Raw genomic sequence first — 26,688 nt, forward strand, 5'->3', positions numbered from 1 at the left:
AGTTTAGTCGAACTTTCGCGACGGAGCCATGACGGTTGCTTCGCCAACAAGGACCTTTTTGCCATCCACGATGCAGCGACAGTCCAGTTGAACCCGGCGTTTGTCGATCTTGATATCGGTGACCTCTACCTCTGCGAGCACCATGTCGCCGGGGCGGACGGGGGCCAGAAATTTCAGGGATTGGGACATGTATATCGTGCCATGACCGGGCAGTTGTTCGCCGATCACAGCTGAGATTAAACCAGCCGTCAGCATCCCATGGGCGATACGGCCCTGAAACATTGTGTCTTGCGCATAGTCTTCATCCAGATGAACTGGATTGCGATCTGTCGAGACTTCGGCAAATTTCTGAATATCCTCATCGGTCACAATTTTGCGAATATAGCGCACCATTCCCATTTCGATGTCTTCAATGCAGATGGTTCCGCGCGGCAGATTGTCCAACATTCTGGCCTCCTGATAAAGGTCGCCTTGAAACTTTAAGGCTCACGAAGTCTATTTGTGGAAACTTTATTACTTCGCAAGCGCAGAAAATCAAGGTGGAAATTATCAGCGTAAAAACCCAATACTGTAGGTCGGTGCCGATTTTTCCTTGTCTAAATAGGTTTTCAGAGCCTCTGGGTCTGGCTGGACTGATGTCTTTGTCTCACTGGCTGCAAGGCCGCCGGTGATAAACAAGGTGTCGATGCCTTCGCCCATACCGCCTGCAATATCGGTGTGCGGACCATCGCCTATCGCCAGAATATCGTCGTCTGTGATGCCGGTTGTGATTTCAGCTAGTCGGCGGCGGGCAAGATCGTAAATCGGGGGGTGAGGTTTGCCGAAATACAAGCTTTCCCCGCCCATTTCCGTGTACAATTTGGCAAGTGCTCCCGCACACCATTCACGGGTTTCTCCACGATCGACAACGATATCTGGATTGGCACACAACAGTTTCAGGCCATGTGTTTTGGCCCATAGAAAATCTGCGCGATTGATGTCTGGATCAGCTTGGGTGTCAAATGGGCCGCAGCAAACGATGCCCTCTGCTTCTTTGAGGGGGACGCGCGCAATATCGACGGGGTTATGAATGACATTCAAAGGTTCAAAGAAACCTGCGTCGCGCTCCCATTCCCCCATGAAGTAGACTTTTTGGCCCACAGCACCGGTAAACATCGCTGAGCGCGCGCTGTCGCCTGAGGTTGCAATTGTGTCATAAGCATCCGCAGGCACATTAAACTGCGCAAGTTGGCTGGCCACACCTGCGCGCGGTTTGGGAGAGTTGGTCACAAGAACAACAATACCGCCCTGTGCACGATAGGCTTTTAACGCTGCAACGGCATCAGGAAAGGCAGTAATGCCGTTGTGTACACAGCCCCAGAGATCAACAAAGAGAGCTTTGTACTGATGAGATATGTCAGAGAGAGAGGTGACGATCTGTGTCATGGCCGGACCTTTGGCTGTGTATCCAATAGCGCAGCTATGGCAGAGCGAAGGCTTTTTTGCCAGTGAAAGCCGTACAACAAAAAGGCGCCCTAAGTTAAGAGCGCCTTTTTCAAGAGATTGTGCAGGGATCAGACCTTGAGGTTCGGAATGATCTGCTTTTTACGGCTCATGATACCTGGCAAAACCACTGCGTCGCCTGATGCATCCGCATCAAAAGATTTTTTGGCAACGGTTTTCACCAAATCATTGGGCACCAGAAGGGTGGCTTCTTCGTTCAGGATGTCGACAACAAACAGCAATACCTGATCAACGCCATCTTCGGTTGCAACAGCAGTCATGCTCTCCATGATCGAGGCTTTGCGATCCAGAACAACAGAAGGTGCCGTGGTTTCGAGAACAGAGACGCGGAATTTGGTGCCGTCGACCTCATATTCTTTGGAATCCATGCGGATGAGTTCTGCGTCCGAGAATGAAGAAACATCGGATTTCGCTGCAAACATCTCAGCGGCATAGTCCGCAATATTCAAACCAAGCTCTGCGGCCAGTTTCTCAGCTATGGCGCGATCATGATCTGTGGTGGTTGGTGAGCGGAATTCAAGCGTGTCTGACAGAATGCAGGTCAAAGCTGCGCCTTTGATTGCTTCTGGCATCTTGGCGGCGTCATCACCCATCAGATCGTACATAATGGTTGCAGTGCATGCCAATGGGCGGATGGTGATATCAATTGGGCCTTTTGTTTCCAGACCACCAACCAATTTGTGGTGGTCGATGATCGCCTGCACGTCTGCACCGTTGATATTTGCAGGCAGTTCTGCTGGGTTGTTGGTGTCAACAATCACTACAGGTGTCCCGTCTTCAACATCTGTAATGATCTCGGGTTTTTCAAAGTCCCAGCGTTCCAACATGAATGCAGCTTCGGTGTTGGGTTCGCCCAAAAGCTTAGGAGCTGCGGCAACGCCTTTAACTTCATTCAGGTACCAGGACCACACAATAGGGGAGCCGGTGGAATCAGTATCAGGGGATTTATGGCCAAAAATCTGGACAGTCATCAGGTGTTCCTTGGGAAAAATGTCGAATTTGCGGGCCTTATAGACCCGCATTTGAGGCTTGTCACCTGTTCACAGAGATGTGTGTTTGTTCTGGTGTCTTGTTGCTAAAACGGAGCAGTGGACAACGTGAAGCCACGCTGTTTTAGCAGGTTCAAAATTCCATTCCTGCCGGGGAGGTGGGCGGCCCCGACAGCGACGACAGCTGTTTCTTCAGGAATATCGAGAATCTGTGGAAGCCAGAGGCGGTTTCGCCAATCCAACAGGCTTTCGTTGACGCTGTCATGCAGACGTTTGGTTTCCGCGGGTGAGAACTTTGAATATTGGCTTGCGATCCAGTGCTGTAGCAAAAAAGCTTGCCAGGTGCTTTGCTCGAAGTAAGCCTCTACCGCTGTCGCATCTTCGGGGATCTTGGTCAAAATGCGTTCAAGATCATTTTCCAATAAACGAACCTGATCGCGTAGCGGAATTCTGGTCAGTGCCTGAAGTCCGGTGCCAACAGTTTCCAGCGCAGCAATTGGGATCTGCTTACGCGTTGCAAACCGTTCGATCCGATCATCCAGACCACGCTGATTGCCAAACCCAAATGCTCTGCAGCCACTTTGCACGACAAAGGAGCTGATCATCCAAGGGGGCAAGCGAGCCACGACAGTTAGATCCAGCCCCATGCTTGCAGCCCAGCTTTTGAATTTCATCCATCCGTCTGCTGACATGTAGCGTTCAAGCGTGGTTCCATTTGGTAAAAGGAAGTTTTGTGGATTTTGGAGAAGCTGCGCTTCAAAACCGGGGCCGATGTCGGCGGATGTGACCTCGAAATAGACGGCGTCAGCCTGCGCAACCACCGGGCGCAGGCCTCTCATGATGCGTGATAGGCGTGCATCGCCTCCATGGATCGTGCCAATAATATGTAAGGTCTTATTTCCTTTGCGCGCAATCCAGTGATTGCCCTTTGCAAAAGGTGTCGCCGTCATTTGCTGTTCGAGCCAGGTTTCAACCCGCGTGGGCAAATGCTCTCGATAATCGACGCCTCTGCAATTTGCGTAGGTCTGCGTGGCCAGCAAGCAGGCCGTGAGAAAGGAAAGGAGTCTGATCATGAGTGTCAACATTATAAATCGGGTGGGTGTGATCGAGCTAGCGACGCCCGGTCTCAAAATGCAAGTCAAAGCGCACTTGTCATGAAGAAGTGAACCTGCCAAGCATCACATATGGACCGTGAAGATCAGCTTTATCCCCCAATAAAAACATTGCTCGAACGTCAGGGCTATACCGTAAAAGGAGAAGTGGGGGCTGTGGACGTCATGGCGCGTCGCGGTGAAGAACCGGCTGTCATCGTTGAACTTAAGTTGCGGTTTTCGCTAGCTTTGTTCCATCAGGCGATTGCGCGCCTAGCTGTGACGGATCTCGTTTATATCGCAGTGCCACGGCCCGGCGGACGGGGCGCCCGCAGAACCTTAAAAGACAATTTAGCTCTGTGTCGTCGGCTTGGGCTTGGTCTTATTACTGTTCTTCCTGATAACCGTTGCGAGGTACATTGCGATCCCGGACCCTATGCCCCCCGTAAATCCAAACAAAAACAACAACGGCTTTTGCGGGAATTTGACCGTCTTCGCGGGGATCCAAATGCGGGCGGTGCAACGCGACATGGTATCGTGACAGCCTACCGTCAGGATGCGCTGCGTTGCGCCACCTATCTGGTGGAATATGGAGCCTCTAAGGGGGCCGTTGTTGCCAAAGCCGCTGAGGTGCCTAAAGCAACGCAGTTGATGGCGAAGAACCACTATGGCTGGTTTGAACGGGTAGGGCTGGGGGTTTATCAGATTACGGATGCGGGGCGTCAAGGGCTGAAGGACTGGGCGGAAAGCGATGCGCAGACGGGGTGAAAGAGCGGGCGAAAAGGTCAGAATCTCTCCCTTAAAAAATCTTACATCCGGCGGTTGACAGGCCGTGTTGCTAATCATAGCTTCCTCGGCGTTAGCACTCAATGAAGGTGAGTGATAATGATCTGGCTGCGCTGCTTGATAAGGGCGGGCTGGATGTTTGGATAACAACCTTTGAGCCTAAGGAGCTGCAAAGATGGCATTGAAACCGCTTCATGACCGCGTGCTGGTGCGTCGCACCGAAAGCGAAGAAAAAACCGCTGGTGGTCTGATCATTCCCGATAGCGCAAAAGAGAAACCTTCCGAAGGTGAAGTCGTCGCAACTGGCGAAGGCGCGCGCAAGGACAGCGGTGAGCTGATCGCAATGGCTGTGAACGCAGGCGACAAGATCCTGTTCGGCAAATGGTCCGGCACTGAGGTCACCGTCGACGGCGAAGAACTGCTGATGATGAAAGAAAGCGACATCATGGGCATCATCGAGTAAGCGCACCTCGCTTCTCTGATCTCTTGAAAACGCATTACTGAATTTATCTCTCAAAGGAGAAATGAACATGGCTGCTAAGGACGTCAAATTCGACACCGATGCCCGTAACCGTATGCTGGCCGGCGTAAACGTACTGGCTGATGCTGTTAAAGTAACTTTGGGCCCCAAAGGCCGGAACGTTGTTCTGGAAAAATCTTTCGGCGCGCCTCGCATCACCAAAGACGGTGTATCTGTCGCGAAAGAAATCGAACTGGAAGATAAGTTCGAGAACATGGGCGCGCAGATGGTGAAAGAAGTTGCTTCTCGCACCAACGACGAAGCGGGTGACGGTACAACAACCGCAACCGTTCTGGCGCAAGCGATCGTTAAAGAAGGTCTGAAGCAGGTTGCAGCTGGTCTGAACCCAATGGACCTGAAGCGCGGCATCGATCTGGCAACTGCCAAAGTTGTCGAAGGCATCAAAGAGATGGCACGCGAAGTGGCTGACTCTGCTGAAGTTGCACAAGTTGGCACCATCTCTGCAAACGGCGAAGCTGAAATTGGTCAGCAAATCGCAGGTGCAATGCAGCGTGTTGGCAACGAAGGTGTGATCACCGTCGAAGAAAACAAAGGTCTGGAAACGGAGACCGATGTTGTTGAAGGCATGCAGTTCGACCGTGGTTACCTGTCCCCTTACTTTGTCACAAACGCTGACAAGATGACTGCAGAGCTGGAAGACTGCATGATCCTGCTGCATGAGAAGAAACTGTCTTCGCTGCAGCCAATGGTTCCACTGCTTGAGCAAGTTATTCAGTCGCAAAAGCCTCTGCTGATCATCGCGGAAGATGTTGAAGGTGAAGCGCTTGCAACTCTGGTTGTGAACAAACTGCGCGGTGGCCTGAAAATCGCAGCTGTTAAAGCACCTGGTTTCGGCGATCGCCGTAAGTCCATGCTGCAAGACATCGCGATCCTGACCGGTGGTCAAGTGATCTCTGAAGATCTGGGCATGAAGCTTGAGTCTGTTACAATGGACATGCTCGGCACGGCCAAGAAAGTTCAGATCACCAAAGACGAAACCACTGTTGTGGACGGCGCTGGTGAAAAAGCTGAGATCGAAGCGCGTGTTGCACAGATCCGCACCCAGATCGAAGAAACCACATCCGACTACGATCGCGAAAAGCTGCAAGAGCGCGTTGCCAAACTGGCAGGCGGTGTTGCTGTGATCCGCGTTGGTGGCATGACCGAAGTGGAAGTGAAAGAGCGCAAAGACCGTGTTGACGATGCTCTGAACGCGACCCGTGCGGCCGTGCAAGAAGGTGTTATCGTTGGTGGTGGTGTTGCTCTGGTTCAGGCTGGTAAAGCTCTGGCCGGTCTGGAAGGTGCAAACGCTGACCAGAACGCTGGTATCAAGATCGTGTCCAAAGCCATCGAAGCGCCTCTGCGCCAGATCGCTGAAAACGCAGGTGTTGATGGTGCAGTTGTTGCGGGCAAAGTTCGCGAATCTTCTGAAACATCTTTCGGCTTCAACGCACAAACCGAAGAATATGGCGACATGTTCTCCTTTGGTGTGATCGACCCTGCAAAAGTAACGCGTACCGCTCTGGAAGATGCGGCATCGGTTGCAGGTCTGCTGATCACCACCGAAGCAATGGTTGCAGACAAGCCAGCCAAAGAAGGCGCGGCACCTGCAGGCGGCATGCCTGACATGGGCGGCATGGGCGGCATGATGTAAGCTGACCTATCCATTTTGGATATGAAGAGGTCGCCGCAAGGCGGCCTCTTTTTGTTAGGGATGCGTATAATTCGAAACTGAATAATCGCGCCCTGATCTGCGCGCATTTCAGGTGCGGTCAGAAAAATATCTGAGCGATGCATAGCAATGTGGCTTTGGCGTGAAGTTCACAAAAAAAACGGTGTTGATATCACGCACCATAGGTATCGGCTTTAAATCTACTGTTGGCACAGCTGACGGTTGAGCGCTAAGCTTTCCTTATGGATCAGTTAAAGCCGGATATCTGGCGGGATCTCGCCGTGTTGCTCGCTGTTGGAGAGGCGAAGTCATCTTTTGGTGCGTCTCGTCTCTTGGGTATTAGCAATGATGCTGTTGAAATGCGGGTTGATCAACTTGAAACCCGCATAGGGGCAGCTTTGGTCAATCGCAGTACACCGCGCTGGGTTTTGACGGATGCGGGCAAAGGGTTGGTTGAAAAAACACGCAGTATTGTAAATTTGGTAGAACGTGGAACTGTGGGTGAGAGGGCCGATAAGAATACCCCTGTACCGCTTGTATTGAGTTGTCCCGACTTATTCTTCGAATTTTTGTTGTTGCCACTGTGGTATCGGATTGAGACAAAACTGCCTGACATCCCTATCAAGCTTGAAACCCTGCAAGGGGTCACCGCTAAACCGGACAGCACTTGCGACCTTGCTCTTTGCCTTGGGCGTGCGGGACAGGCTGATGCTGTTGGAGCCAAGATTGGGGACGTGCGGTTTGCGCTTTATGCGCATCGTAGCCTTCTTGGTTCAAATACGCGTGCAAACACGCCAAGCCATTTCACAGTAGAAGCAGCTGAATTGAACGTGCCAGATCTGGTCTGGCCCGGCGGTAAAACCACACGGCGTGTTGTGTGTAATGATCTTTTGTCGGTGGTAACAGCTGTGAAGTCGGGGCGGGGCATTGGCATTTTGCCACGATTCATCGGAGACAACGATCCAGTACTGGTTCCTTTGGAAGGGGCAGATGTTGCACCTTTAACGTTGTCGATTTTGAGCATGAGGGGCAATGCTGCGAAGCCAGAGGTTCAAACGCTGCGCACTTTACTAGCGCGTGAAATCGCACAGGTGCTTGATGATCGAACGATTGGAGCACAGCAAGGTTAAAGCGTGCTTCCTGCATAACATCAGGCAGTAATTTCGTTCACAAAGCAGTGCGGCGCGTTGCATGGGGTCACTCTGAAGTGGTACCGCTCGGGCCGATACGGCAGGCTTCTACATCGATTTTCCAGGCCTGACAGGAGGTTCAAGATGCGTCTGGTTTTTCTGACATGTATTGTCATGCTTGCGTTTGCTGCAAATTCAGTTTTAGGGCGTGCCGCCATTGGCAATCATCTGATGGACGCAACCGGTTTTGGACTTGTGCGACTATTGTCTGGGACAGCGGCTTTGCTTTTACTTTGTCAGATACAGAGAAAACTGATTGTACAGCCATGGCAGCAAAGCCTTGCAGGGGCGTCAGCTTTGACCCTGTATATGGTTGGGTTTTCTCTGGCATATAAAGATTTGGATGCTGGTTTGGGGGCTTTGGTCCTATTTGGGGTGGTGCAAATCACCATGTTTGCCTGGGGGGCATTCACTGGTCAGCGCAGCACATCCATTCAGCTTTTAGGCGCTGCACTGGCTCTGATTGGTCTGGCCTACGTGGTTTGGCCGAAAGAGGACGTGAGTGTTGATCTCTGGGCTTCTGGGTTAATGGCCATGAGTGGTTTAGGATGGGGCATTTACAGTCTGCTGGGGCGCGGCAATGGGGATCCTTTGGTTGCAACCGGGATGAATTTTTTGTGGGCATCGGTTTTAATTTTGCCCATCGTGTATCTTGCGGATGGTGGGCAGGTCATGACCCTTGCTGGTGTTGTGCTTGCGGTAATTTCTGGCGCGCTGACATCGGGTTTGGGATATGCGCTCTGGTACCGTGTTTTGCCTCAATTACAGCCACAAGTCGCAGCGACAATACAATTGAGCGTTCCTGTGATCGCCATCTTGGCTGGTGCAGCGGTGTTGCGTGAACCCATTGGGTTTGACTTGATCCTCGGGTCAGTGCTGGTCTTAGGTGGGATCGCGCTTGTGGTCCGCTCACCGCGCGCTTTAGCATCGCCACATACCTCTTCAAATGAGCACGCGGGCTAACTAGATCTGTAGACATGCGTTTACGGTCTTTGTTGTCACTCATCGCTGGTGTTGTGCTTTGTGCGCCCATACAGCTTCATGCAGCTCAAAAGGACTGCGTGGTCCTTTTGCATGGTCTGGCGCGGACCAAGGCCTCTTTTACCTTTATGCAAATAGCATTGGAGGAGCAGGGGTACCGGGTGGTGCGACCCAATTATCCTTCAACCAAATTTTCGGTAGAAGAGTTGAGCCGCACTGTGGTGCCCAGGGCCTTGGCCCAGTGTGGTTCTGCGCCGACCTATGCAGTGACCCATTCAATGGGAGGGATATTGTTACGTGTCTGGTTAGAGGATAATCCAGAGCTTCATCTTAAACGGGTGGTGATGCTTGCCCCGCCCAATCATGGCAGCGAAGTTGTGGATCGTTTTGGAGATTGGTGGTTGTTTGATCGCCTGAATGGTCCGGCGGGAGCAGAACTGGGCACGGATGTCGACAGCCTTCCAAGCTCTCTCCCACCGGTGCAGTTTGAACTTGGCGTCATTGCGGGAAGGCGCAGTTTCAACCCTTTGTTTTCAAGTGTGATTCCAGGAACCGATGACGGAAAAGTTTCGGTTCAAAGTACCTATGTCGCTGGGATGCAAGCGCATATCACGCTGCCAGTGACCCATACTTATATGATGAATGATCCTGTTGTTATTGCGCAGGTATTATCCTTTTTGAAACACGCACGATTTGACAGCAGCCTCAGATGGGGGCAATCCCTGCGCCAGATTCTAAACGCTCGTTAGGCGATGTAATGGATGGTGCGACAAGATATATGGCAAACCTTGAATTGACCCTCACCGGGGCTGATGTGCTGCATGAGACAGGGCTTGAACGTGCAAGTTCACTGACGTTCTCTGATGGGGTTATTCAGGCTGAACAGGTAAAGCGACAGGTCGATCTTAGCGGCTATATCGTTGTGCCTGGCATTGTTGATGTACACGGAGACGGGTTCGAACGCCATCTTGCGCCGCGCCGCGGTGCAATGAAGCAAATGGACGAAGGGGTGCTTGCCGCAGAAGCGGAGCTTGCAGCCAATGGGATTTCCACGGCAGTCTTGGCCCAGTTTTATTCATGGGAAGGCGGGCTGCGTGCTCCAGATTACGCGGCTCAGGTCTTTGCGGCGATCAAATCTGTCAGGTCGAACGTCGTCACTGACCTGATGGCACAGCTGCGGTTTGAAACACATATGCTGGATGACTACGCTGACCTTCCAGCAAAGGTGCAAGACTGGGGCGTACCTTATGTGGTGCTCAACGATCACCTTCCTCATGAACGTCTTGCTGCTGGCAAGAAGCCACCACGCATGGTGGGGCAGGCGCTTAAGGCGGGACGTAACCCTGATGTACACCTTGCAATGATGCAAGATATGCATCGCCGCCGGGATGACGTGCCCGCCGCATTGGATGACCTTTGTGCAGTGCTTGCAAAACAAGGCCTCCGTTTGGGCAGCCATGATGATCAAAGCGCGGATATGCGGGCCAAGTGGCGCGCGCGCGGTGTCACAATTTCAGAATTTCCAGAAACCCTTGAAGCGGCCGAAGCCGCACGTGTGGGGGGAGATCATATTATTCTTGGTGCTCCAAATGTGGTGCGCGGGGGCTCTCATAATGGCAATGTTTCTGCGCTTGAGCTGATCTCTATGGGACTTTGCGATGCTTTGGCGTCAGATTACCATTATCCAAGTCCGCGTCGCGCAGCCTTGATGCTTGCCCGTAGTGGTTTGTTGGATTTGGCCGGGGCTTGGAAGCTGATTTCCCAAGGGCCTGCAGATGTTTTGGGCCTCAACGATCGGGGCATTTTGGCGCCGGGGAAACGGGCAGATTTGCTGATTTTAGAAAAAGAGAGCTACCGCGTGTCTGCAACACTCTCTAAGGGGCGGGTTAGTTATTTGACAGGGGATCTGGCTGCACGGTTCATGCAATAAAAAAGGCTGCACAAATTGTGCAGCCTCAGTAGATGATCTTTGATCAGAGATCTTATCTATTAGGTCGTTTAGAGGGCTGAATGCGGTTTACATGCCCCATTTTGCGGCCAGGTTTTGCTTCGGATTTGCCGTATAGATGTACGGCGCAGTCCGCTTGTTTCACCAGAGCGGGCACTCGATCCATATCATCGCCGATCAGGTTTTCCATGATTACATCCGCATGGCGCTGTCCATTGCCCAAGGGCCAGCCAACGATTGCGCGGATATGTTGCTCGAACTGATCTACCGTGCAGCCATTTTGTGTCCAGTGGCCTGAATTATGGACGCGTGGTGCGATTTCATTAACGATAAGCCCTTGAGGCGTGACAAAAAGCTCCACGCCCATGACGCCAACGTATTCAAGTGCATTCAATATCTTACTGGCCAACAGAACAGCATCCATACGTTGACTTTGGTTCAGGCGGGCTGGCACAGTTGTTGTGTGCAAAATACCGTCGCGATGCACGTTTTCGCCGGGATCAAAGCAAGACACTTCCCCCGATAAGCCGCGTGCAGCAATAACCGAAACCTCATGGCTGAAGCTGACAAACCCTTCCAAAATAGCCGGAGCGCCCTCCATGTCAGAAAGTGCTGCGGGTGCGTCGCTTTCTTGCATAATGCGGGCCTGACCTTTGCCATCATAGCCAAAGCGGCGGGTCTTTAGAATGGAGGGTGCCGAGATATCTTGCAGGGCTTGTTCTAGACCTGCTGCATCAGGAACATCGGCGAATGGCGCTGTTTGGAGACCCAGATCCTGAAGGAATGTCTTTTCTGTCAATCGATCCTGACTTACGCGGAGTGCTTCACGGCCCGGACGAATGGGCTTTAGGTCTTCCAGTAGGTCCAATGCCGAGGTCGGAATATTCTCAAACTCATAGGTGATGACATCAACTGTGCCTGCAAAGGCGCGGAGGGCGTCCGCGTCTTCATAGGTGGCGCATGTGATTTGATCCGCAACATGGCTTGCAGGTGGATTTGTGCTTGGCTCAAACACGTGCGTTCTAAAACCAAGACGGGACGCTGCGACAGATAGCATACGCCCCAATTGTCCACCGCCCAAGATACCAATGGTTGCGCCGGTCGGAAGTGCGTCAGTCATCAATGGGTTCCTCTGGGATTGATGCAGAAAGTGCCTCACGCCATGCGTCTAAGCGCTGGGCGAGGTCCTTGTCTTGCAGGGCCAAGATACCGGCTGCCATCAAACCTGCGTTTGCAGCGCCAGCGGCACCGATGGCCATAGTCGCGACAGGGAAGCCTTTGGGCATTTGAACGATGGAATAAAGTGAATCCACACCAGACAAAGCGCGGGTCTGAACCGGGACCCCAACTACAGGGACACGTGTTTTGGAGGCCACCATGCCCGGTAGATGTGCCGCGCCGCCTGCACCTGCTATGATCACTTGCAATCCACGTTCGGCAGCTTTTTTGCCATACTCCCACAGACGGTCCGGCGTGCGATGTGCCGATACAATCTTGGCTTCATATGGGACGCCCAGGTCGTCCAGAATGGTGGCTGCTTCTTTCATCGTGGGCCAATCGGATTGGCTGCCCATGATGATCCCTACTTTGATCTCGGTCATGTATACGCCCCTATGGAAGGAGCGCGAACTCTAGCCATTTTTGCCTAAATAGCAAGGTTTCACCGTAGGATGGCTGGGGGAATCAAGACCGTCAGGAAAGATGAATATGACAAAGCATCTAAAAGCTGTTCATCGAGAGCATGGCGATAACATCGTGATAGATGTTTTGCGAATATGGGTTTTTGAAACGAAAAGAGTTTCAGAGCATGGAAGCGGTCCATTCTGGACCTAAGCACCCATGGCAGTGGGGGCGTTTAGGCAATAATATCCGGGGTCAGGCGATCTTCGATCAATGCGATCTGATCTTTCAGTACCAATTTTTGCTTCTTCAGACGGCGTATCGTCAGCTGATCGCTGATCGGCCGCTCCTGAAGGGCAATAATTGCCTCGTCTAGATCCCGGTGTTGCCTGCGGAACACTTCCAGTTCGACTTTCAGGACATCATCCGTTTTCATCGAAATTTCAGTAGGCGCGTTCATATGAGACTCAGTGTTTAGGAAAATGAATCGTCCTTATTTATACGCTGTTAAGGGTTTTTTCGCTAGGCCTAGGTGGGGATGACCTTGTGAATTCCGCGAAACTCGCCATATTCTTTGGTGTGGGTCGCCGTTTGGGGCCCAGTACAGGAAAGACGTCGCTTTGGATAAAGGACGAGATACGTGTCGAAATTGACTTTGGGTGCCTATCCGCATCTTTTGGGGTTTGAGCAGCTGGAACGGCTTTTGGAACGCTCAGCCAAATCGGGAAACGAGGGCTATCCGCCCTATAACATTGAACAAACATCGGACTATTCTTACCGCATTACATTGGCAGTTGCCGGGTTTGCAGAAGAAGATCTGGCAATTACGATTGAAGATCGCCAACTGGTGATCCGAGGGCGACAGCGGGATGAAAGCGAAGGGCGTATGTTCCTGCATCGCGGAATTGCAGCGCGCCAATTTCAGCGCATGTTTGTGTTGGCGGATGGAGTCGAAGTTGGAGAGGCGATTATGGAAAATGGCCTTTTACATGTCGATCTGACACGTTCACGACCCGAAACCGTAGTGCAGACAATTAATATCAAGAAGGGGTAACGATATGCAGGCAACGCAAGAAAACACGCACGCAGATGATAATCGTCTTGCTTATGTAAAAACCGTTGATGTCGCGGCTTTGCCTCAAGACGTGCAAGACAGCGCTGAGGGTCATACGCAACTCTATGCGGTTCACAATGACACCGGAGAGCAACTGGCCTTGGTTGCAGATCGTCGGCTTGCCTTTGTGCTAGCGCGACAAAATGATTACACGCCTGTCGCAGTTCATTAACTAAATGACATTGTAACGATACAGGAAAGCGGGTGAGTGCCCGCTTTTTTTGTGCAAGACCTTGTGAACAATCGGACAAAGATAGGTTGTTCTATGGTCTCTAAGTATGAATTTGATTGGGTTGATGCATTTTCAGATCGCGCGTTTGGGGGTAACGGATGTGCGGTGGTTCACGGTGGCGCTGGCTTACCGGCGGATGTCTGCATGGCTTATGTGCGGGAAACTTCACTAGTTGAATGTACATTTACCGGACCGTCTGACATTGCAGATGTTAAGGTTCGTTATTTTCTCGCAAACCGTGAAATCCCATTTGCTGGGCATCCTACAATCGCAACAGTTGAGGCGCTTCGCAGCAGAGGGCTCTTTAAGGGCACACAGGTGACATTGGAGACTGGTGCCGGGGTCGTTGAGGTTCATTTGCACGGTGATGAAATAGAAATTATCCAGATCGCTCCGACATTTGGGCGGTTTGCCGACCCCGAATTGGTGGCGAAGACTGTGTCCTTGCCAAAGGCCGCCATTTTGGGACGTCCTCAAATTGTCTCGACGGGCCTACCCTTTTGCATAACTGTGATTGACAGTCGTGAGCATCTGGAAGCAGCCAGATTGAATGTCGAGGGGCTTGCGATTTTGGGTCAGAGCTTTGGCGCGGATGGAATAGACGTGATGGAGCCCTTCCTTGTGACACTTGAAGGTGCGACGACAGCAGGTGATACTTTTTCGCGGCTCCTGATGGCCCCGCCAAGCCCAGCTGAAGATCCATTTACGGGCTCCGCGACCGGGGCGATGGCTGCCTATCTGTGGCACCATGGACTTCTGAAAAAAGATCAGTTTGTCGCTGAGCAAGGTCATGGAATGGGACGCCCCGGGCAAGCGCGTGTCACACGTGTGGGCGCGCCTGAAGAGATGACCGGGGTCAAAGTGGCTGGCAAAGGTTATATTTTGATGCGCGGGACTGTGGAGCTACCGGACACACTGTAAAAGCCGTCACACAAAAATACTATGCTGGACGGCGGTACAGCTGACTGCTGCGATGCTGGAACATTTCGATCTTAGGAGTTTCCAGCATCGTAAAGAAAGCAACACGCATTTCTCGGTTTGGGGTGGCAGTTGAATACCAGCCTGTCGTCGTTGGTTTTGATGTTCACAAGAAAAGGTATTCGCTTGGCTTGATGTCTTTGACAGGCATCGTGAGCTTCGCTGCGGCCCATTTGTAATGTCTCCGATGCGGACTTTGCTACCGTTCAGGAATTGAAACCGAAAGTCAGTTTTTGGTTTCCAACGACCAGCCCTGCGCTTTGACCTCAAGGGCTTCATCTCTCAGATAGAAATGAAAATGCCGGGCTCCAGACCCCTCCATCTTGACCCAAGGCGTGGGCTGCATGTCGTCTCTGGTATCGCCTGAAATTTCGTAAAACTCGCCCCATGATGGAGCGAGCCCACTGAAACGGCATAGGCCGTCATACCATCCATGGTCATTTACTGACGTCACACGATACCGCTTGCAGTCTTCGAAGCAGACTGTAATCGCAGGTACATTCTCGTATTCACGATAGACATATGGATTTGGTCGCATATGAGCCAAGAGCGTTTTGCCGTTTTGCTCAAGCTTGAGGGCGACATCGTTTGGATGTGCGTTCCAATCTTCATTGAGGCGCGTAAATGTCGGCAGATCGTCAGTTTGGAAGTGCCAAGGCAATTCGTCTTTAGGTGTCCACGTGACGAAAAGACGATCTGGTCGCTGTGCTAATGGTCGCAGTGTGTCTGTAGGTTCGTTGATCAATACTGCAACACTGCCCCGCCCCGCCATCTTCCAGCCTGTCAGGCAATTCCTTATCCGTCTCCCATCGACTTGAGCAATCGACAAGTTTCGATCTGCAACCTGCAACACGTCTCCTGTTTCTGGAACATGTGTGAGCTGATCCAACATCAGTACAGTTCGAGGCTTCCCAGCTTCATCGTCTGGCAGGTTAAATACATCGGCCAGGCGACCTTTGGGTTTGCGCATACGGTTGCTCCACTAGTGATGGCTGCGAAGTTACCGATAATTGAAAACCTTTGAAAGCAGACACTCGGACACCGCGCAGCATTCGGTAAAATGGCCTCAAAACAAGCTTTGACCGATTGGCTTTGCCTGCGCAGTATTGCTGGGTCGGCTTGCCAGTCGTCCACATAAGAAAGCCCCGCGCTTGATGGCGGGGCTTTCTGAAAAGTTATCAGCTTCGCTTAGGCTGTTATCAGCCCCATGCTTTCCAGTTTCAGGATAACCTGCTGCGCGCAGTAATCCACCTCGGTGTTTTCGGTTTCAAGGCGCAGTTCAGGGTTTTCTGGCACATCATAGGGATCGGAGATGCCGGTGAACTCTTTGATTTTGCCTTCACGAGCCAGTTTATAGAGACCTTTACGATCACGACGTTCACATTCTTCGATGGTTGTCGCAACGTGCACTTCAATAAAGGCACCAAAGCTTTCGATATCTTCACGTACATACCGGCGGGTTGAGGCATAAGGTGCGATTGGTGCACAGATCGCGATACCACCGTTTTTGGTGATCTCACTTGCCACATAACCGATACGTTTGATGTTCAGATCGCGGTGCTCTTTTGAGAAGCCAAGTTCTGAACTGAGGTTTTTACGAACAATGTCCCCATCCAGTAGCGTCACCGGACGGCCGCCCATTTCCATGAGTTTTACCATTACAGCATTTGCGATGGTGGATTTCCCGGAACCTGAGAAGCCAGTGAAAAACAGGGTAAAGCCCTGCTTGGAACGCGGTGGCTTGGTTTTACGCAGCTCTGTCACGACTTCAGGGAAAGAGAACCATTCTGGGATCTCAAGGCCTTCCGCCAGACGGCGACGCAGTTCGGTGCCTGAGATGTTCAAAATGGTGACATTGTCACGATCTGCGATTTCGTCGTTTGGCTCATACTGGGCGCGCTCTTGCACATAAACCATGTGTTTGAAATCGACCATTTTCAGACCAATTTCTTCCTCATGAGTGCGGAACAGATCCTGTGCATCATATGGGCCGTAGAAATCTTCGCCGGCGGAGTTTTTGCCAGGGCCTGCGTGGTCGCGACCAACAATGAAATGTGTGCAGCCGTGGTTTTTACGGATCAGACCGTGCCAAACGGCTTCACGTGGACCGGCCATGCGCATCGCGAGGTTAAGAAGCGACATGGTTGTGGTGGATTGTGGGTATTTGTCCAGAACCGCTTCATAACAGCGCACACGGGTAAAGTGATCGACGTCGCCGGGTTTGGTCATGCCGACAACAGGATGGATCAAAAGGTTTGCTTCAGCTTCGCGTGCTGCACGGAAGGTCAGTTCCTGATGTGCGCGGTGCAACGGGTTGCGTGTTTGGAAGGCAACAACTTTCTGCCAGCCCAATTTGCGGAAATAGGCGCGTAGCTCGTTTGGTGTGTCGCGACGGGCGCGGAAATCATAGTGGATTGGCTGCTGGATGCCAACAATAGGGCCACCCAGATAAATTTTCCCTGCTTGGTTGTGCAGATAGTTTACAGCAGGATGGGCGATATCATCGGCACCGAAAACCTTTTCAGCCTCACGTGCTTTGTTAGGTTCCCAGCGATCAGTGACTGTCATCGTCGCAAGAATAACGCCTTCTTGATCGCGCAGTGCAATATCTTCTCCAATTTCAAGAGTTTCCGCGAAATCCTCAGAAACATCCAAATTGATTGGCATGGGCCAAAGGCTGCCATCTGCAAGGCGCATGTTTTCGACAACGCCATTATAGTCAGCTTCGGTCAAGAAGCCTTTGAGCGGGTTAAAACCGCCGTTCATCAGGAGTTCGAGATCACAAATTTGACGTGGTGTCAGGTCAAAGCTTTTAAGGTGCGCAGCTTCTATTTTAAGTTTTTGTGCGGAATCATATGAAACATATAGCTCTGGGATAGGAGCAAGATTGTTTAATTGGGTCATTGAGTGTCACTTCTCTTTATACGCGGCCCAGTCAGGCAAATCACTGTGACAGTCCCATACCGTCAGCTTTGTTGTTCTGTCCACAGGGGGAGAGACGAAAAGAGCGAAGTTATAACTGTGTTGCGCAAAGTGGGAGGCTTGTAAGCAAAGAGGGCGCCTTTGTAGAAAAAGCCTCTACTTTTTAGGCAGTGGTAAGACGGATGTCAGGAAACTGTCGCAGATTCGTCCATGTTTTTTTGAGCCTCAATGTTCCAATATTAGATTTGGCTCGTTTCCAACAGGTGCTTTCTCAAATCAGCGGCCAAAGAAAGCTGCAGCGCAGCAACGGGCGCCTCTACGCCACGCAGTCTGAATTGTTCCAGTTCACCTGAAATCTCAGCGATGCCGGCGGCAAAAAAGACCTCTGCAGAAATCAGAGCTTCAACGTCAAGCTCTTTGGTTTTTGCTTCTAGGCGGCTGGCAATATTTACTGTGTCACCTATGATTGTGCGTGGCGCTTTATGGGCACTGCCAATTTCACCAAGAACCACATGCCCCAGATGTAGACCCATGCCGATTTTTACGGGTGGTTCGCCCTCTGCTTGCAAGATAGTATTAAAACGGGCAAGGGCTACGCTGATTTTTTGTATTGCACCCAAGGCCGCTGAAGCTGAGCTTTTGGCGTCGCGGGTTTCAAACAGGGCTAATAACCCGTCTCCCATATATTTGTCGACAGTCCCTCCCTGAGCGAGGATCTCAGGAACGATTGCGTCAAAAAACCTATTGAGCAGAAATACCACATCATAGGGCAACATACCGGCGGAACGTTTGGTAAAGCCCCGGATATCAAGAAATAGAATGGCCAGTTGTCGTTCTTCCCCTTGGCTCGCATGGGCGCGGGGTTTGTCGCGGTCAGGACGAAAGACACGATGGGCTGTGAGCGGAGTATCTGGGCGGACTTGGCAGGCCAAGCGGACATTCGGCGGCGCTTTGATCGCGGCAAGTGTCCGTGCTTCTGCCGCTGAAGGGGGAGGGACGGCACTCGCACCCTGTTCCAAGACCACACGACAGGTAGTGCAGCGCCCTTTACCACCACATAGCGCTGTATGGGGAACATCATTGGCTTGCGAAATCTCTAGCAAGGTCATGCCGCGTTCAGCGGTGACTTGTGGTCCATCAGCATAGGTGATTTTGACCGAACGCCGAGAGCGCAGCATTTTATTGATGCCATAGTAGCTAAGCGACAGCACCAAAAGCATGAATATCAGGAAGCGGGCATAGTCATAAATTTCTACCAAACCTTGAATGGTTTGTGGGCTTGGCCAGTTGTAGTCTTCCTGCATTTCACGGAGGTAACCATCACCATAAGCCAGTTCGTTCATGCGGCGACCTTCGGCAAGCAAGCCTGCTAAAGCTGAAATCGGTACAAATACTGCTATTCCAATGAGCCAGGGCATTAGGCGCTGCCATGTTTCAGTTAGGCGCAGCCAGAAATGTAAACCGATGCACCCGTGAACCCATACCACGAGCAAAAGAAGACTTTGCCACCATATTGTGGAACTGCCCCAGATCAGCAGTAAAAAATAGCCGTATTCATCCTGAACGCCGTGGAACGTGTGAGCATAGCGCGTGAATATCAGATGCCCGGCAAGCTGGAATGGAATAAAAATTCCCAGCGCTATTTGAAAGAGAGTTATTCGCGGCAAACGTAAATTGCGCCTTGTTGCAATCATTTGAAAAGCAAGCGCTGCATGAATAAGTAAGGACCCATAAAGGATCGCAGATCCCAGAGATGAACGCACAATGGTCTGCAGATTGTGCTGAAATACATTCATCCATTCAGGTGAAAGTAAGGCAATACCAAGGTTGAGGAAATGGAACAGGGCGTATGTAAACAACACCAGCCCTGACGATATGCGCAGCCGTTCTGCCCAGTTGCCATGCCACAAGGGGTGCGCCATTTCTTATCTCCGGTCGTTTTCGCTAGTTAGACCGGATTTTGTCTGTGGCGGTCAAGGCCATGAAACTTTGTTCATGACCTTTTGAGTGGCACAGTTTCGTGAAAAGAAACGTGAATTCTATTCTTGAGTTGCAAGGAAGCGTTCGGCGTCCAATGCAGCCATGCATCCCATGCCCGCCGATGTCACGGCCTGACGGTATTTGTGATCTGTAAGGTCCCCGGCAGCAAAGATACCTGGGATAGAGGTCTCTGTAGTGCCCGGTGTAACTTTGATATAGCCGCCGTTATGCGTTTCAAGAACATCTGCCACCAGTTCAGAAGCGGGCGCATGGCCAATGGCAACAAAGACCCCTTTGGCAGGGATGTCACGGATTTCGCCAGTTGTTGTATGTTTGACTTTGATACCTTCGACACCCAGAGGGCTGTCTGACCCGTAAACCTCTTCCAGTTCGTGAAACCAGAGCGTTTCGATCTTCTCGTTTTTCATCAAACGATCTTGCAGAATTTTTTCTGCACGCAGTTCGTCGCGGCGATGTACCAATGTTACTTTTGAGGCAAAATTGGTCAGGAACAGAGCTTCTTCGACCGCAGTGTTGCCACCCCCGATGACCACGATTTCCTGCCCACGATAAAAGAATCCGTCGCATGTCGCACAGGCCGAAACGCCAAAGCCTTTGAATTTATCTTCACTCTCCAAACCGAGCCATTTTGCGCGTGCGCCTGTTGCGAGGATAACAGCGTCTGCGGTGTAGGTTTTACCGCTGTCCCCCTTGGCCACAAAGGGACGTTGGGTGGTATCAAGTGAGGTAATGATATCACCAATAATTTCACATCCCATCGCTTGTGCGTGTTCTTGCATTTTTATCATCAGATCGGGGCCCTGAACCTCAGTGAAACCAGGGTAGTTTTCCACTTCGGTTGTGGTGGTCAGCTGGCCACCTGGTTCAATGCCTTGCACCAAAATCGGCTCTAGCATGGCGCGGCTGGCATAGACGCCTGCGGTATAACCTGCAGGGCCTGAGCCGATGATCAGAACCTTGGTATGGCGCGTGTCGGACATGATGTTTCCTCGATTGCAAAGGCTGCGTGTGTTTTACGGTCGGAGTCGGATATAGCGGTCCACTGGGGGCTCTTAAACCCCTGTTTGTTGATCGTCTGGCTGAATGCAAAGGTTTAAACTTCTGGGTTGTCTTTGAGGATGATCAATAATATTGCGCAGATGTGAAATATTATTGCGCGAAACGACGCAGCTGCTATAAGAAATGCCACTTGGCAGGAGCATATAAATGGTCACTACGCGACTGGATCCCATCGACCGGAAAATTCTGGCAGAGCTGCAGGCGGATGGTCGAATGACAAACGTTGAGCTGGCAAAACGGGTTGGCATTTCAGCGCCTCCGTGTTTGCGTCGCGTGCGAGCGCTGGAAGAGGCCGGGTTTATCGGTGGCTATCATGCCGAAGTAAATGCCCGTGAACTTGGATTCGAAGTGCAGGTTTTTGCCTCTGTTGGGCTTGAAAGTCAGGCAGAGAGCGAATTGAGCGCGTTTGAAGAGCAGTGCCGTGGATGGCCTTTGGTGCGCGAATGCCACATGTTGAACGGTGAGGTGGATTTCATTTTGAAATGTGTCGCACCGGACCTCAGCACATTCCAGAGTTTTTTGACCGGAGATTTGCTGACCACGCCAAATGTGGCGAGTGTCAAAACTTCGCTGGTTATTCGTGGGGCAAAAGATGATCCTGGTGTGCCGTTTGAAATCTTGGAAGAGCGTCTTGCACGTGAGGCATAAGAAACTCTAGCGTCAGTTCATCTGAGAAAAGACGAAGCCTGCATGTTGTCAAAACACGCAGGCTTTTTGGTATCATACGTGAAAGGGTTCACGATCAACGCCGCGATCTTTGCCTTCTGCCCGTGGATGGGCTAGGGGGCCAAAATCAGTAGGTGTATCGATGTGGCTAAACAGATTTAGAAACAGCGTCCGCATCGCATGGCTGACATGGCGCAGCGCATCTGTGCCTGGGTGAAACGTTTCAAATTCAAGGCCTGCAATGCGGATTACAGCATGTTGCGGCAACATCAAATGAAACATTTGCACAGGTGTCGGAGGAGCTGTCTCTACAATGTTCATACCGTCATGAAACATTGGCACCGGGGTGAGAAGAGGACCGCCAACAATATCTTTGCGTAGGTGTGCTGGGGTGCAAAGCAGACGTGCAGATGCACCTACGACGACGCAGCTGGCTGGTTTATGATAGCCCATACTATCTGGCATCAAGCTTGTCAGCTGGTTGTCCGTCCCTTTTGCAGCCTCGCGGGTTGGCATCACCAAGGTACTGCCTTTCCACATCAAAGGCATTGTCTCACCGTCCGTGGTCAGGATGTTGTCACCAGGGAAAAGATCTTCGATGGCGACGGGGCCGTGATCCGTTTCAACCATTGAGCCGCGGCTAAAAGCTGTAAAAGCGTTTTCGAATAATGGCATCGCAGGAGCAATGTGTCGGGTCTCTGCAATGTCACCGTTCGGCAAAAGACTCATGACATCAAATCGGCGCAGCTGTGGTTTGTTCCCGGTCGGCAATGCAGGTGTGTCTTGCAGGACCGCCTGTTGCTCTAACATGTTGCTTGCTGCGCGTTGCAGCGAATATGGGATGCTCATCGCAAACGCCCCCTCGTTTAACGTGCCTTGTACTGATGCGTGAAGCGTGCCTATTCCAAAGGCACTGCACTTGACCTCGCAGCAAGACCATGCGCGTTCGCGTCACCAGCTGACCTCACGGTCTGGCACAAATCTATAACACCCTAAGAGCAGGCTCTTAGTGAAACACCAAAGCCCTGCAGGCGCTGGTGTCATAGAGTAGAACACCGTTGATGCAGAACTTATTCAACAGAGCTTGCCGAAAGCATGCTCTTTGCTTGTTTCACATTCGGTAATCAATGTGCCGGGATTGTGGCATAGTGGCGGCGATAACAGGGTATGTAGAAGAAAAGGTCTCTTAAGCCGTTCAGAACTTAAAGTCTAATGCAGGAGATGAGGCGCCCGTAATCAGCTTCCTTTGCATGGGTCGTGCGGCGATATGAATAAAATCTATCTGCATTTGAATAGGTACAATGCCGCGTCCAACTTGCCTCTTTCACTCCCGCAGAATGTAGTTTTTCTAGCCCAAGTCCAGGGAGATCAAAAAGATATCGGTCCCCTTCACCATTGGCGAAGAAGCGGGAATAGCTGGGATCTTGCGTAATGAAGTCCTCAAAAAATTCTGGACCAACCTCGTAGGCACGTTGAGAGATCGTTGGGCCAATGACTGCGGTGATGTTTGACGCTGTTGCCCCAAGTGCTACCATCGCATCTACAGTGGCTTCCAGCACACCATCTAACGTGCCGCGCCAGCCTGCATGGGCGGCACCGATCACTTGTGCATCCGGGTCAGAAAATAGAACGGGCTGACAATCTGCAGTGAGGATCGAAAGCGCAATACCGGGGGTTTTGGTCACAATGGCGTCGGCTTTGGGGCGATCTGCTGCCGGTGCATCTACTGTAACCACGTCAGGTGAATGGATTTGATGAACGCCCATCAAAGCCAAATCATCAACACCCATCGCATCCGCAACGCGTCGCCGGTTCAGCAGCACGATTTCGCGCTGATCAGAAGAACCAAGTCCGCAGTTCAAACCTTCAAACACCCCAGAGGAGGCGCCGCCTTTGCGGGTGAAAAAGCCATGTTTGACAGGCGCGAGCTGATCAGCAGTTAAAATTTCGAGCGTCATGCGTCCAGTCCCGGTGGTGGTGTGTGTGATTTCGAATATAAGCCAACCACTTTAAAGAGGGTGCCCATTTCGTCAGGGTGCGTCAAACGGCGATGCGCGGCAATCAAATTTTCCAGCGCATCCCCAGCCAACCCTTTTGACAAGGCCTGCGCCCGCGCAGTAATGCCGAGGCGCTCCAGAAACACCCCTTGGGGGGTGACTTTGCTAAAAGCGCAGTTTTCAGATGTGGCAGCCTGTGTCAGGGCTTCAAAGTCCACATGTGTGGTCAGATCAGCTTGTCCGGGCGCTTTAAGTGGGTCTGTAGGCGCATGTGCGCGCAACGCTTGCAAGGTATCTCCCAAAGAACGCCAATCACCGTAATCAATGATAAGAGCCGCACCGCCAGAATTTGAAATGCGTCGCGCGACCTCTTGAACAATGGGGCTAGCGGCATCGCAGATCTCGACGAGGTCGCCTTCGCGAGTATCTGTCAGGCGATGATCCAGCGCTTTTTGGGCGCTCGCTTGTGTAAGACCAAAGGTCAGTTCTCCCTCAGATTGCCCAATGCAGCGTTCGGCCCATTGGTCTTGTGTGCGAATGAACTGCCGTACAGGCAAGGCATCAAAAAATTCATTGGCCACTAGAAACAGCGGCTGTTCAGGCAATGTGGTCACCGTGTCGCTCCACTGCGCCTTATATCCCGTAAGTGCGGTTTCCTGCGCGCGCTGCAGGGTAGGGGAGGCCTCGACCATGTGAATTTGCATTGCGTCATGAAAGCCGGGCACAGCTTTGGTTGCGCGTAAAACATCTGCCATGAGGGTTCCGCGGCCGGGGCCAAGTTCTGCCAGGGTAAACGGAGCCGGTGCCCCCTGATCGATCCAACTTTGCGCCAAAGACAATCCGATCAGTTCACCAAACATCTGGCTGATTTCCGGTGCCGTCGTAAAATCTCCTTCGGTGCCAAAGGGCGTGCGGGTTGTGTAATAGCCGAATTCTGGATGTAGCAAACACTCGGCCATATAATCCGCAACCGATAGCGGCCCCTGTGTGGTGATGCGTTCAATTAAATGTGAAAGCAGGCTCATCGTGTAGATGTCTTTGTTTGTAAGGTCGGGCGTCTTAGAAGGAAGTAAAGACCTAGTGCAATCATTGGGACTGAAAGTGTCTGCCCCATCGTCACTCCGATACCGTTGATATGATAAGCTAGACCCAGAGGGTTACCGATCTCAACAAATTGCGCATCAGGTTGGCGTGCAAATTCAACAAGGAATCGCGCCAAACCGTATCCGGTAAGGAAAACACCTAAGATCTGGCCTGGCTTGTGAAAAGCACTGCGTCGGTAGACCATCCACAAAATGACACCTCCTAACAGGAGCCCTTCTAGGAGCGCTTCATAGAGTTGGGAGGGATGGCGTGCGCACAGGGTTCCAATGGCTTGGCCGCAATCCTGTGCCGCACGTCCCGGAAAAGCAACACCCCAGGGCAGGTCTGTTGCACGTCCCCAAAGTTCAGCATTGATAAAGTTCGCAAGCCGCCCCAACAGCAGGCCGGGGGCAACCGCATGCGCCACAAGATCTGCCATCTGTAGTTTTGCGATCCCATGACGATGGGCAAAGATCCAGGCTGCTACAACGACGCCGAGCAGCCCGCCATGAAAAGCCATGCCACCGGTCCAGATTTGCAAAATCTCGGCCGGATGGGCGAGGTAGTAGGCAGGCTGATAGAACAACACATAGCCAAGACGCCCTCCCAAGACGACACCAAGGATAATCCAGGTAATAAGGTCCTCGACCTGTCGTGCATCCATCGGCGATTTTTTATCGGGCCACAAAGGCGCCGTGCGGACGGCCATCACAGCCAGACGCCAGGCAATCAGAATGCCGACAATATAGGCCATGGCGTACCAGCGCAGGGCAAATTCAAAGCCAGCCACAGAGATGGTGAAAATCTCAGGTGATAAATTGGGGAAAGGGATCATTGCTTGCATATATGGTCAATGCCTGTGCTGAGAGCAGAAAGTCAACGGCTTGCCGAACCGGCTGTGGTTGCCCATATAAGGGGTAAGCTTCATACGGAGAAGACGATGCAAACACGCAACAAGATTCTGGACGATATTTCTCAACTTATGACAAACGCGATGGGCGTTGCTCAGGGCGCGCGCGACGAGGCGGAGACCGCTATGAAAAGCGTCATCGATCGCTGGCTCGCAGATCACGATTTTGTCACACGTGAAGAATTCGACGCAACGCGTGCGATGGCACAAAAAGCGCGCGAAGAAAATGAGACACTGAAGGTGCGCATTGCAGCGTTGGAAGATAAGCTGAATAATTGATGCGTTCGTCATAAATGTATCTTGCGATATATCTAGGCGTCCGACGGGCGCCCGTGATGTGCCCGACCTAGGGCACAGAGCCATATGATCACTTAAAAATCTGATATGATTTCCGCAAGCTTCATCGCGGATGGCGCTTGCGCGTGTGCGGCATTAACAGGTGTTGAAGAGAAAAATGCGCTTGTGAGGTCGTAAACCCTCAACGCTCTAGACGGTGCAACGAAATGACTCAAGCGAAGGAATAGCATATCAAGCACATCTGATATTGCAAAGGGGATGCAGGTAAAAGCCGTGCAGCCTGTGATGATCCTGAAAAGTCTCATTCTGCTTGCATGCGATTCGCAGACACATTTGGACAATGTATAATTTGGCAAAATCAAAAATACCCAAGACTATGGTTTGATCTGGGCCGTTGCGCCTATATACGCGAAAAGTTGCCACTATATGTGGGCGAAATTATATACCATCCACAACTTATTGAAGATATCCCCAGAGAGAGGGTTGCTATGATGGGTGACACCGGGCAGTCTATATCTTGTATTGGAGGAGCTCTCAGCCCCTTCAAGTAGAGCAGAAGTCCAGTCATTGGGGGTGTTGGAACTCTCGCGAAACTGGATTTGTAGAGAGGTGCCCCATGTCCCTATCTGAACACCAATTTTATGAAGAGACGCATCCAATTGATGTGGTTGAACATTTGGCTGCAGGCCATGACTGGGAATTTGACCGAATTGCCGAGGATCAGATTGCCATGGCGATTGAAGGGCAATGGCGAACATATTCACTGACTTTGGCGTGGTCTGACCCAGAGGAAACGCTGCGTCTTGTTTGTAGCTTTGAGATGGATCCACCGCAAAACCGCGTGTCGGAGCTTTATGAGCTGATCAATAAGATGAATGATGAATGCTGGACAGGGTCTTTTACTTATTGGCCTGAGCATAAGTTGATGTTGTATCGCTATGGCCTTTTGTTAACGGGTGGGCTGTTGGCAGGTTCCCAACAAATCGACAAGTTGCTTAATATTGCTGTTTCGAATTGTGAACGGTTTTATCCTGCAATTCAGATGAATGTGTGGGGAAAGCAAACCCCTACAAAAGCTATGCAGGTCGCCATTGCAGAGGGATATGGTCGGGCGTAAAGATTTCCCCAA

At 51.6% G+C, this 26,688-nt stretch carries 28 protein-coding genes; 13 read left to right on the forward strand and 15 right to left on the reverse strand.

Going from position 1 to position 26,688, the window contains the following annotated elements:
• Nucleotides 1–3 precede the first annotated feature (3 nt).
• The 4 genes from BLP79_RS02605 to BLP79_RS02620 form a co-directional block, all read right to left on the reverse strand.
• Nucleotides 4–447, reverse strand: coding sequence for a MaoC family dehydratase (locus BLP79_RS02605; protein ID WP_090215841.1), 444 nt, complete (start codon nt 445–447; stop codon nt 4–6).
• Between the two features lie 102 nt (nt 448–549).
• Complete coding sequence (locus BLP79_RS02610) at nt 550–1,425, reverse strand: TIGR01459 family HAD-type hydrolase (RefSeq protein WP_090215842.1); 876 nt, start codon at nt 1,423–1,425, stop codon at nt 550–552.
• Between the two features lie 128 nt (nt 1,426–1,553).
• A complete protein-coding gene (locus tag BLP79_RS02615) occupies nt 1,554–2,474 on the reverse strand; it encodes a manganese-dependent inorganic pyrophosphatase (RefSeq protein ID WP_090216894.1) in 921 nt (306 codons plus the stop codon).
• Between the two features lie 104 nt (nt 2,475–2,578).
• Nucleotides 2,579–3,565, reverse strand: a complete 987-nt coding sequence (locus BLP79_RS02620) for a TraB/GumN family protein (RefSeq protein WP_090215845.1) — start codon at nt 3,563–3,565, stop codon at nt 2,579–2,581.
• A 111-nt stretch (nt 3,566–3,676) separates the two neighbouring features.
• Here BLP79_RS02620 and BLP79_RS02625 point away from each other — a divergent pair, with 111 nt between their 5' ends.
• The 7 genes from BLP79_RS02625 to BLP79_RS02655 all read left to right on the forward strand — a co-directional run bounded on the left by BLP79_RS02625 (nt 3,677) and on the right by BLP79_RS02655 (nt 10,662).
• A complete protein-coding gene (locus BLP79_RS02625) occupies nt 3,677–4,351 on the forward strand; it encodes a DUF2161 domain-containing phosphodiesterase (protein WP_090215849.1) in 675 nt (224 codons plus the stop codon).
• Between the two features lie 193 nt (nt 4,352–4,544).
• The gene (gene groES, locus BLP79_RS02630; RefSeq protein WP_090215852.1) at nt 4,545–4,832 is read left to right on the forward strand and encodes a co-chaperone GroES; all 288 of its coding nucleotides are present in this window, start codon (nt 4,545–4,547) and stop codon (nt 4,830–4,832) included.
• 67 nt (nt 4,833–4,899) lie between these two features.
• Entirely contained in the window at nt 4,900–6,543 is a 1,644-nt protein-coding gene (gene groL / locus BLP79_RS02635; protein WP_090215855.1) for a chaperonin GroEL, read from the forward strand.
• Nucleotides 6,544–6,803: 260 nt separating this feature from the next.
• Nucleotides 6,804–7,691, forward strand: a complete 888-nt coding sequence (locus BLP79_RS02640; protein WP_090215858.1) for a LysR family transcriptional regulator — start codon at nt 6,804–6,806, stop codon at nt 7,689–7,691.
• A gap of 144 nt (nt 7,692–7,835) precedes the next feature.
• On the forward strand, nt 7,836–8,714 hold the full coding sequence (locus BLP79_RS02645; RefSeq protein ID WP_090215860.1) for a DMT family transporter: 879 nt from the start codon (nt 7,836–7,838) through the stop codon (nt 8,712–8,714).
• Between the two features lie 14 nt (nt 8,715–8,728).
• A complete protein-coding gene (locus BLP79_RS02650) occupies nt 8,729–9,481 on the forward strand; it encodes an esterase/lipase family protein (RefSeq protein ID WP_090215864.1) in 753 nt (250 codons plus the stop codon).
• Between the two features lie 29 nt (nt 9,482–9,510).
• On the forward strand, nt 9,511–10,662 hold the full coding sequence (locus BLP79_RS02655) for an alpha-D-ribose 1-methylphosphonate 5-triphosphate diphosphatase (RefSeq protein ID WP_090216895.1): 1,152 nt from the start codon (nt 9,511–9,513) through the stop codon (nt 10,660–10,662).
• A gap of 52 nt (nt 10,663–10,714) precedes the next feature.
• Here BLP79_RS02655 and BLP79_RS02660 read toward each other — a convergent pair whose 3' ends face one another.
• From BLP79_RS02660 to BLP79_RS02670, 3 genes are all read right to left on the reverse strand, one after another.
• Nucleotides 10,715–11,800, reverse strand: coding sequence for a 5-(carboxyamino)imidazole ribonucleotide synthase (locus BLP79_RS02660; RefSeq protein ID WP_090215868.1), 1,086 nt, complete (start codon nt 11,798–11,800; stop codon nt 10,715–10,717).
• A complete protein-coding gene (gene purE / locus BLP79_RS02665) occupies nt 11,793–12,281 on the reverse strand; it encodes a 5-(carboxyamino)imidazole ribonucleotide mutase (RefSeq protein ID WP_090215871.1) in 489 nt (162 codons plus the stop codon). The genes BLP79_RS02660 and purE overlap by 8 nt, the downstream gene beginning before the upstream one ends.
• A gap of 254 nt (nt 12,282–12,535) precedes the next feature.
• Complete coding sequence (locus tag BLP79_RS02670; protein ID WP_090215874.1) at nt 12,536–12,760, reverse strand: YdcH family protein; 225 nt, start codon at nt 12,758–12,760, stop codon at nt 12,536–12,538.
• A 180-nt stretch (nt 12,761–12,940) separates the two neighbouring features.
• Between BLP79_RS02670 and BLP79_RS02675 the strand changes: the two genes are divergently transcribed.
• The 3 genes from BLP79_RS02675 (at nt 12,941) to BLP79_RS02685 (ending at nt 14,567) form a co-directional block, all read left to right on the forward strand.
• Nucleotides 12,941–13,354 carry an Hsp20 family protein gene (locus BLP79_RS02675; RefSeq protein ID WP_090215878.1) on the forward strand — a complete coding sequence of 138 codons (414 nt, stop codon included), beginning with the start codon at nt 12,941–12,943 and terminating at the stop codon, nt 13,352–13,354.
• Between the two features lie 4 nt (nt 13,355–13,358).
• Nucleotides 13,359–13,586: a DUF1150 family protein gene (locus BLP79_RS02680; protein ID WP_090215881.1), complete on the forward strand. Its 228-nt coding sequence runs from the start codon at nt 13,359–13,361 to the stop codon at nt 13,584–13,586.
• Between the two features lie 93 nt (nt 13,587–13,679).
• Entirely contained in the window at nt 13,680–14,567 is an 888-nt protein-coding gene (locus BLP79_RS02685) for a PhzF family phenazine biosynthesis protein (RefSeq protein WP_090216897.1), read from the forward strand.
• Between the two features lie 283 nt (nt 14,568–14,850).
• Here the strand turns inward: BLP79_RS02685 and BLP79_RS02690 are convergent, their stop codons facing one another.
• The 4 genes from BLP79_RS02690 to trxB all read right to left on the reverse strand — a co-directional run bounded on the left by BLP79_RS02690 (nt 14,851) and on the right by trxB (nt 20,527).
• Nucleotides 14,851–15,594: an HlyC/CorC family transporter associated domain-containing protein gene (locus tag BLP79_RS02690; RefSeq protein WP_090215884.1), complete on the reverse strand. Its 744-nt coding sequence runs from the start codon at nt 15,592–15,594 to the stop codon at nt 14,851–14,853.
• A gap of 218 nt (nt 15,595–15,812) precedes the next feature.
• Nucleotides 15,813–17,528, reverse strand: coding sequence for a bifunctional sulfate adenylyltransferase/adenylylsulfate kinase (locus tag BLP79_RS02695; RefSeq protein WP_090215887.1), 1,716 nt, complete (start codon nt 17,526–17,528; stop codon nt 15,813–15,815).
• Nucleotides 17,529–17,785: 257 nt separating this feature from the next.
• Entirely contained in the window at nt 17,786–19,468 is a 1,683-nt protein-coding gene (locus BLP79_RS02700) for an adenylate/guanylate cyclase domain-containing protein (protein WP_090215890.1), read from the reverse strand.
• A gap of 117 nt (nt 19,469–19,585) precedes the next feature.
• Complete coding sequence (gene trxB, locus BLP79_RS02705; protein WP_090215893.1) at nt 19,586–20,527, reverse strand: thioredoxin-disulfide reductase; 942 nt, start codon at nt 20,525–20,527, stop codon at nt 19,586–19,588.
• A 226-nt stretch (nt 20,528–20,753) separates the two neighbouring features.
• Between trxB and BLP79_RS02710 the strand changes: the two genes are divergently transcribed.
• Nucleotides 20,754–21,254 (forward strand): Lrp/AsnC family transcriptional regulator, encoded by a 501-nt coding sequence (locus tag BLP79_RS02710; RefSeq protein WP_090215897.1) that lies wholly within the window; start codon nt 20,754–20,756, stop codon nt 21,252–21,254.
• Nucleotides 21,255–21,326: 72 nt separating this feature from the next.
• On the opposite strand, the gene BLP79_RS02715 is transcribed toward BLP79_RS02710, so the two are convergent.
• The 4 genes from BLP79_RS02715 to lgt all read right to left on the reverse strand — a co-directional run bounded on the left by BLP79_RS02715 (nt 21,327) and on the right by lgt (nt 25,196).
• Nucleotides 21,327–22,121, reverse strand: coding sequence for a Hint domain-containing protein (locus BLP79_RS02715; protein ID WP_090215900.1), 795 nt, complete (start codon nt 22,119–22,121; stop codon nt 21,327–21,329).
• A gap of 353 nt (nt 22,122–22,474) precedes the next feature.
• Nucleotides 22,475–23,230, reverse strand: coding sequence for a peptidoglycan editing factor PgeF (gene pgeF, locus BLP79_RS02720; protein ID WP_090215903.1), 756 nt, complete (start codon nt 23,228–23,230; stop codon nt 22,475–22,477).
• On the reverse strand, nt 23,227–24,294 hold the full coding sequence (locus BLP79_RS02725) for a class I SAM-dependent methyltransferase (protein ID WP_090215906.1): 1,068 nt from the start codon (nt 24,292–24,294) through the stop codon (nt 23,227–23,229). Before BLP79_RS02725 ends, pgeF begins: the two co-directional genes overlap by 4 nt.
• Entirely contained in the window at nt 24,291–25,196 is a 906-nt protein-coding gene (gene lgt, locus BLP79_RS02730; protein ID WP_090215910.1) for a prolipoprotein diacylglyceryl transferase, read from the reverse strand. The genes BLP79_RS02725 and lgt overlap by 4 nt, the downstream gene beginning before the upstream one ends.
• 96 nt (nt 25,197–25,292) lie before the next feature.
• Here lgt and BLP79_RS02735 point away from each other — a divergent pair, with 96 nt between their 5' ends.
• Both BLP79_RS02735 and BLP79_RS02740 read left to right on the forward strand, forming a co-directional pair.
• Nucleotides 25,293–25,541 (forward strand): accessory factor UbiK family protein, encoded by a 249-nt coding sequence (locus tag BLP79_RS02735; protein ID WP_090215913.1) that lies wholly within the window; start codon nt 25,293–25,295, stop codon nt 25,539–25,541.
• A gap of 634 nt (nt 25,542–26,175) precedes the next feature.
• Nucleotides 26,176–26,676, forward strand: coding sequence for a type III secretion system chaperone family protein (locus BLP79_RS02740; RefSeq protein WP_090215916.1), 501 nt, complete (start codon nt 26,176–26,178; stop codon nt 26,674–26,676).
• Nucleotides 26,677–26,688: the final 12 nt, after the last annotated feature.

It is taken from the genome of Epibacterium ulvae, from assembly GCF_900102795.1.
In the GTDB taxonomy this organism is placed as follows: Bacteria; Pseudomonadota; Alphaproteobacteria; order Rhodobacterales; family Rhodobacteraceae; genus Epibacterium; species Epibacterium ulvae.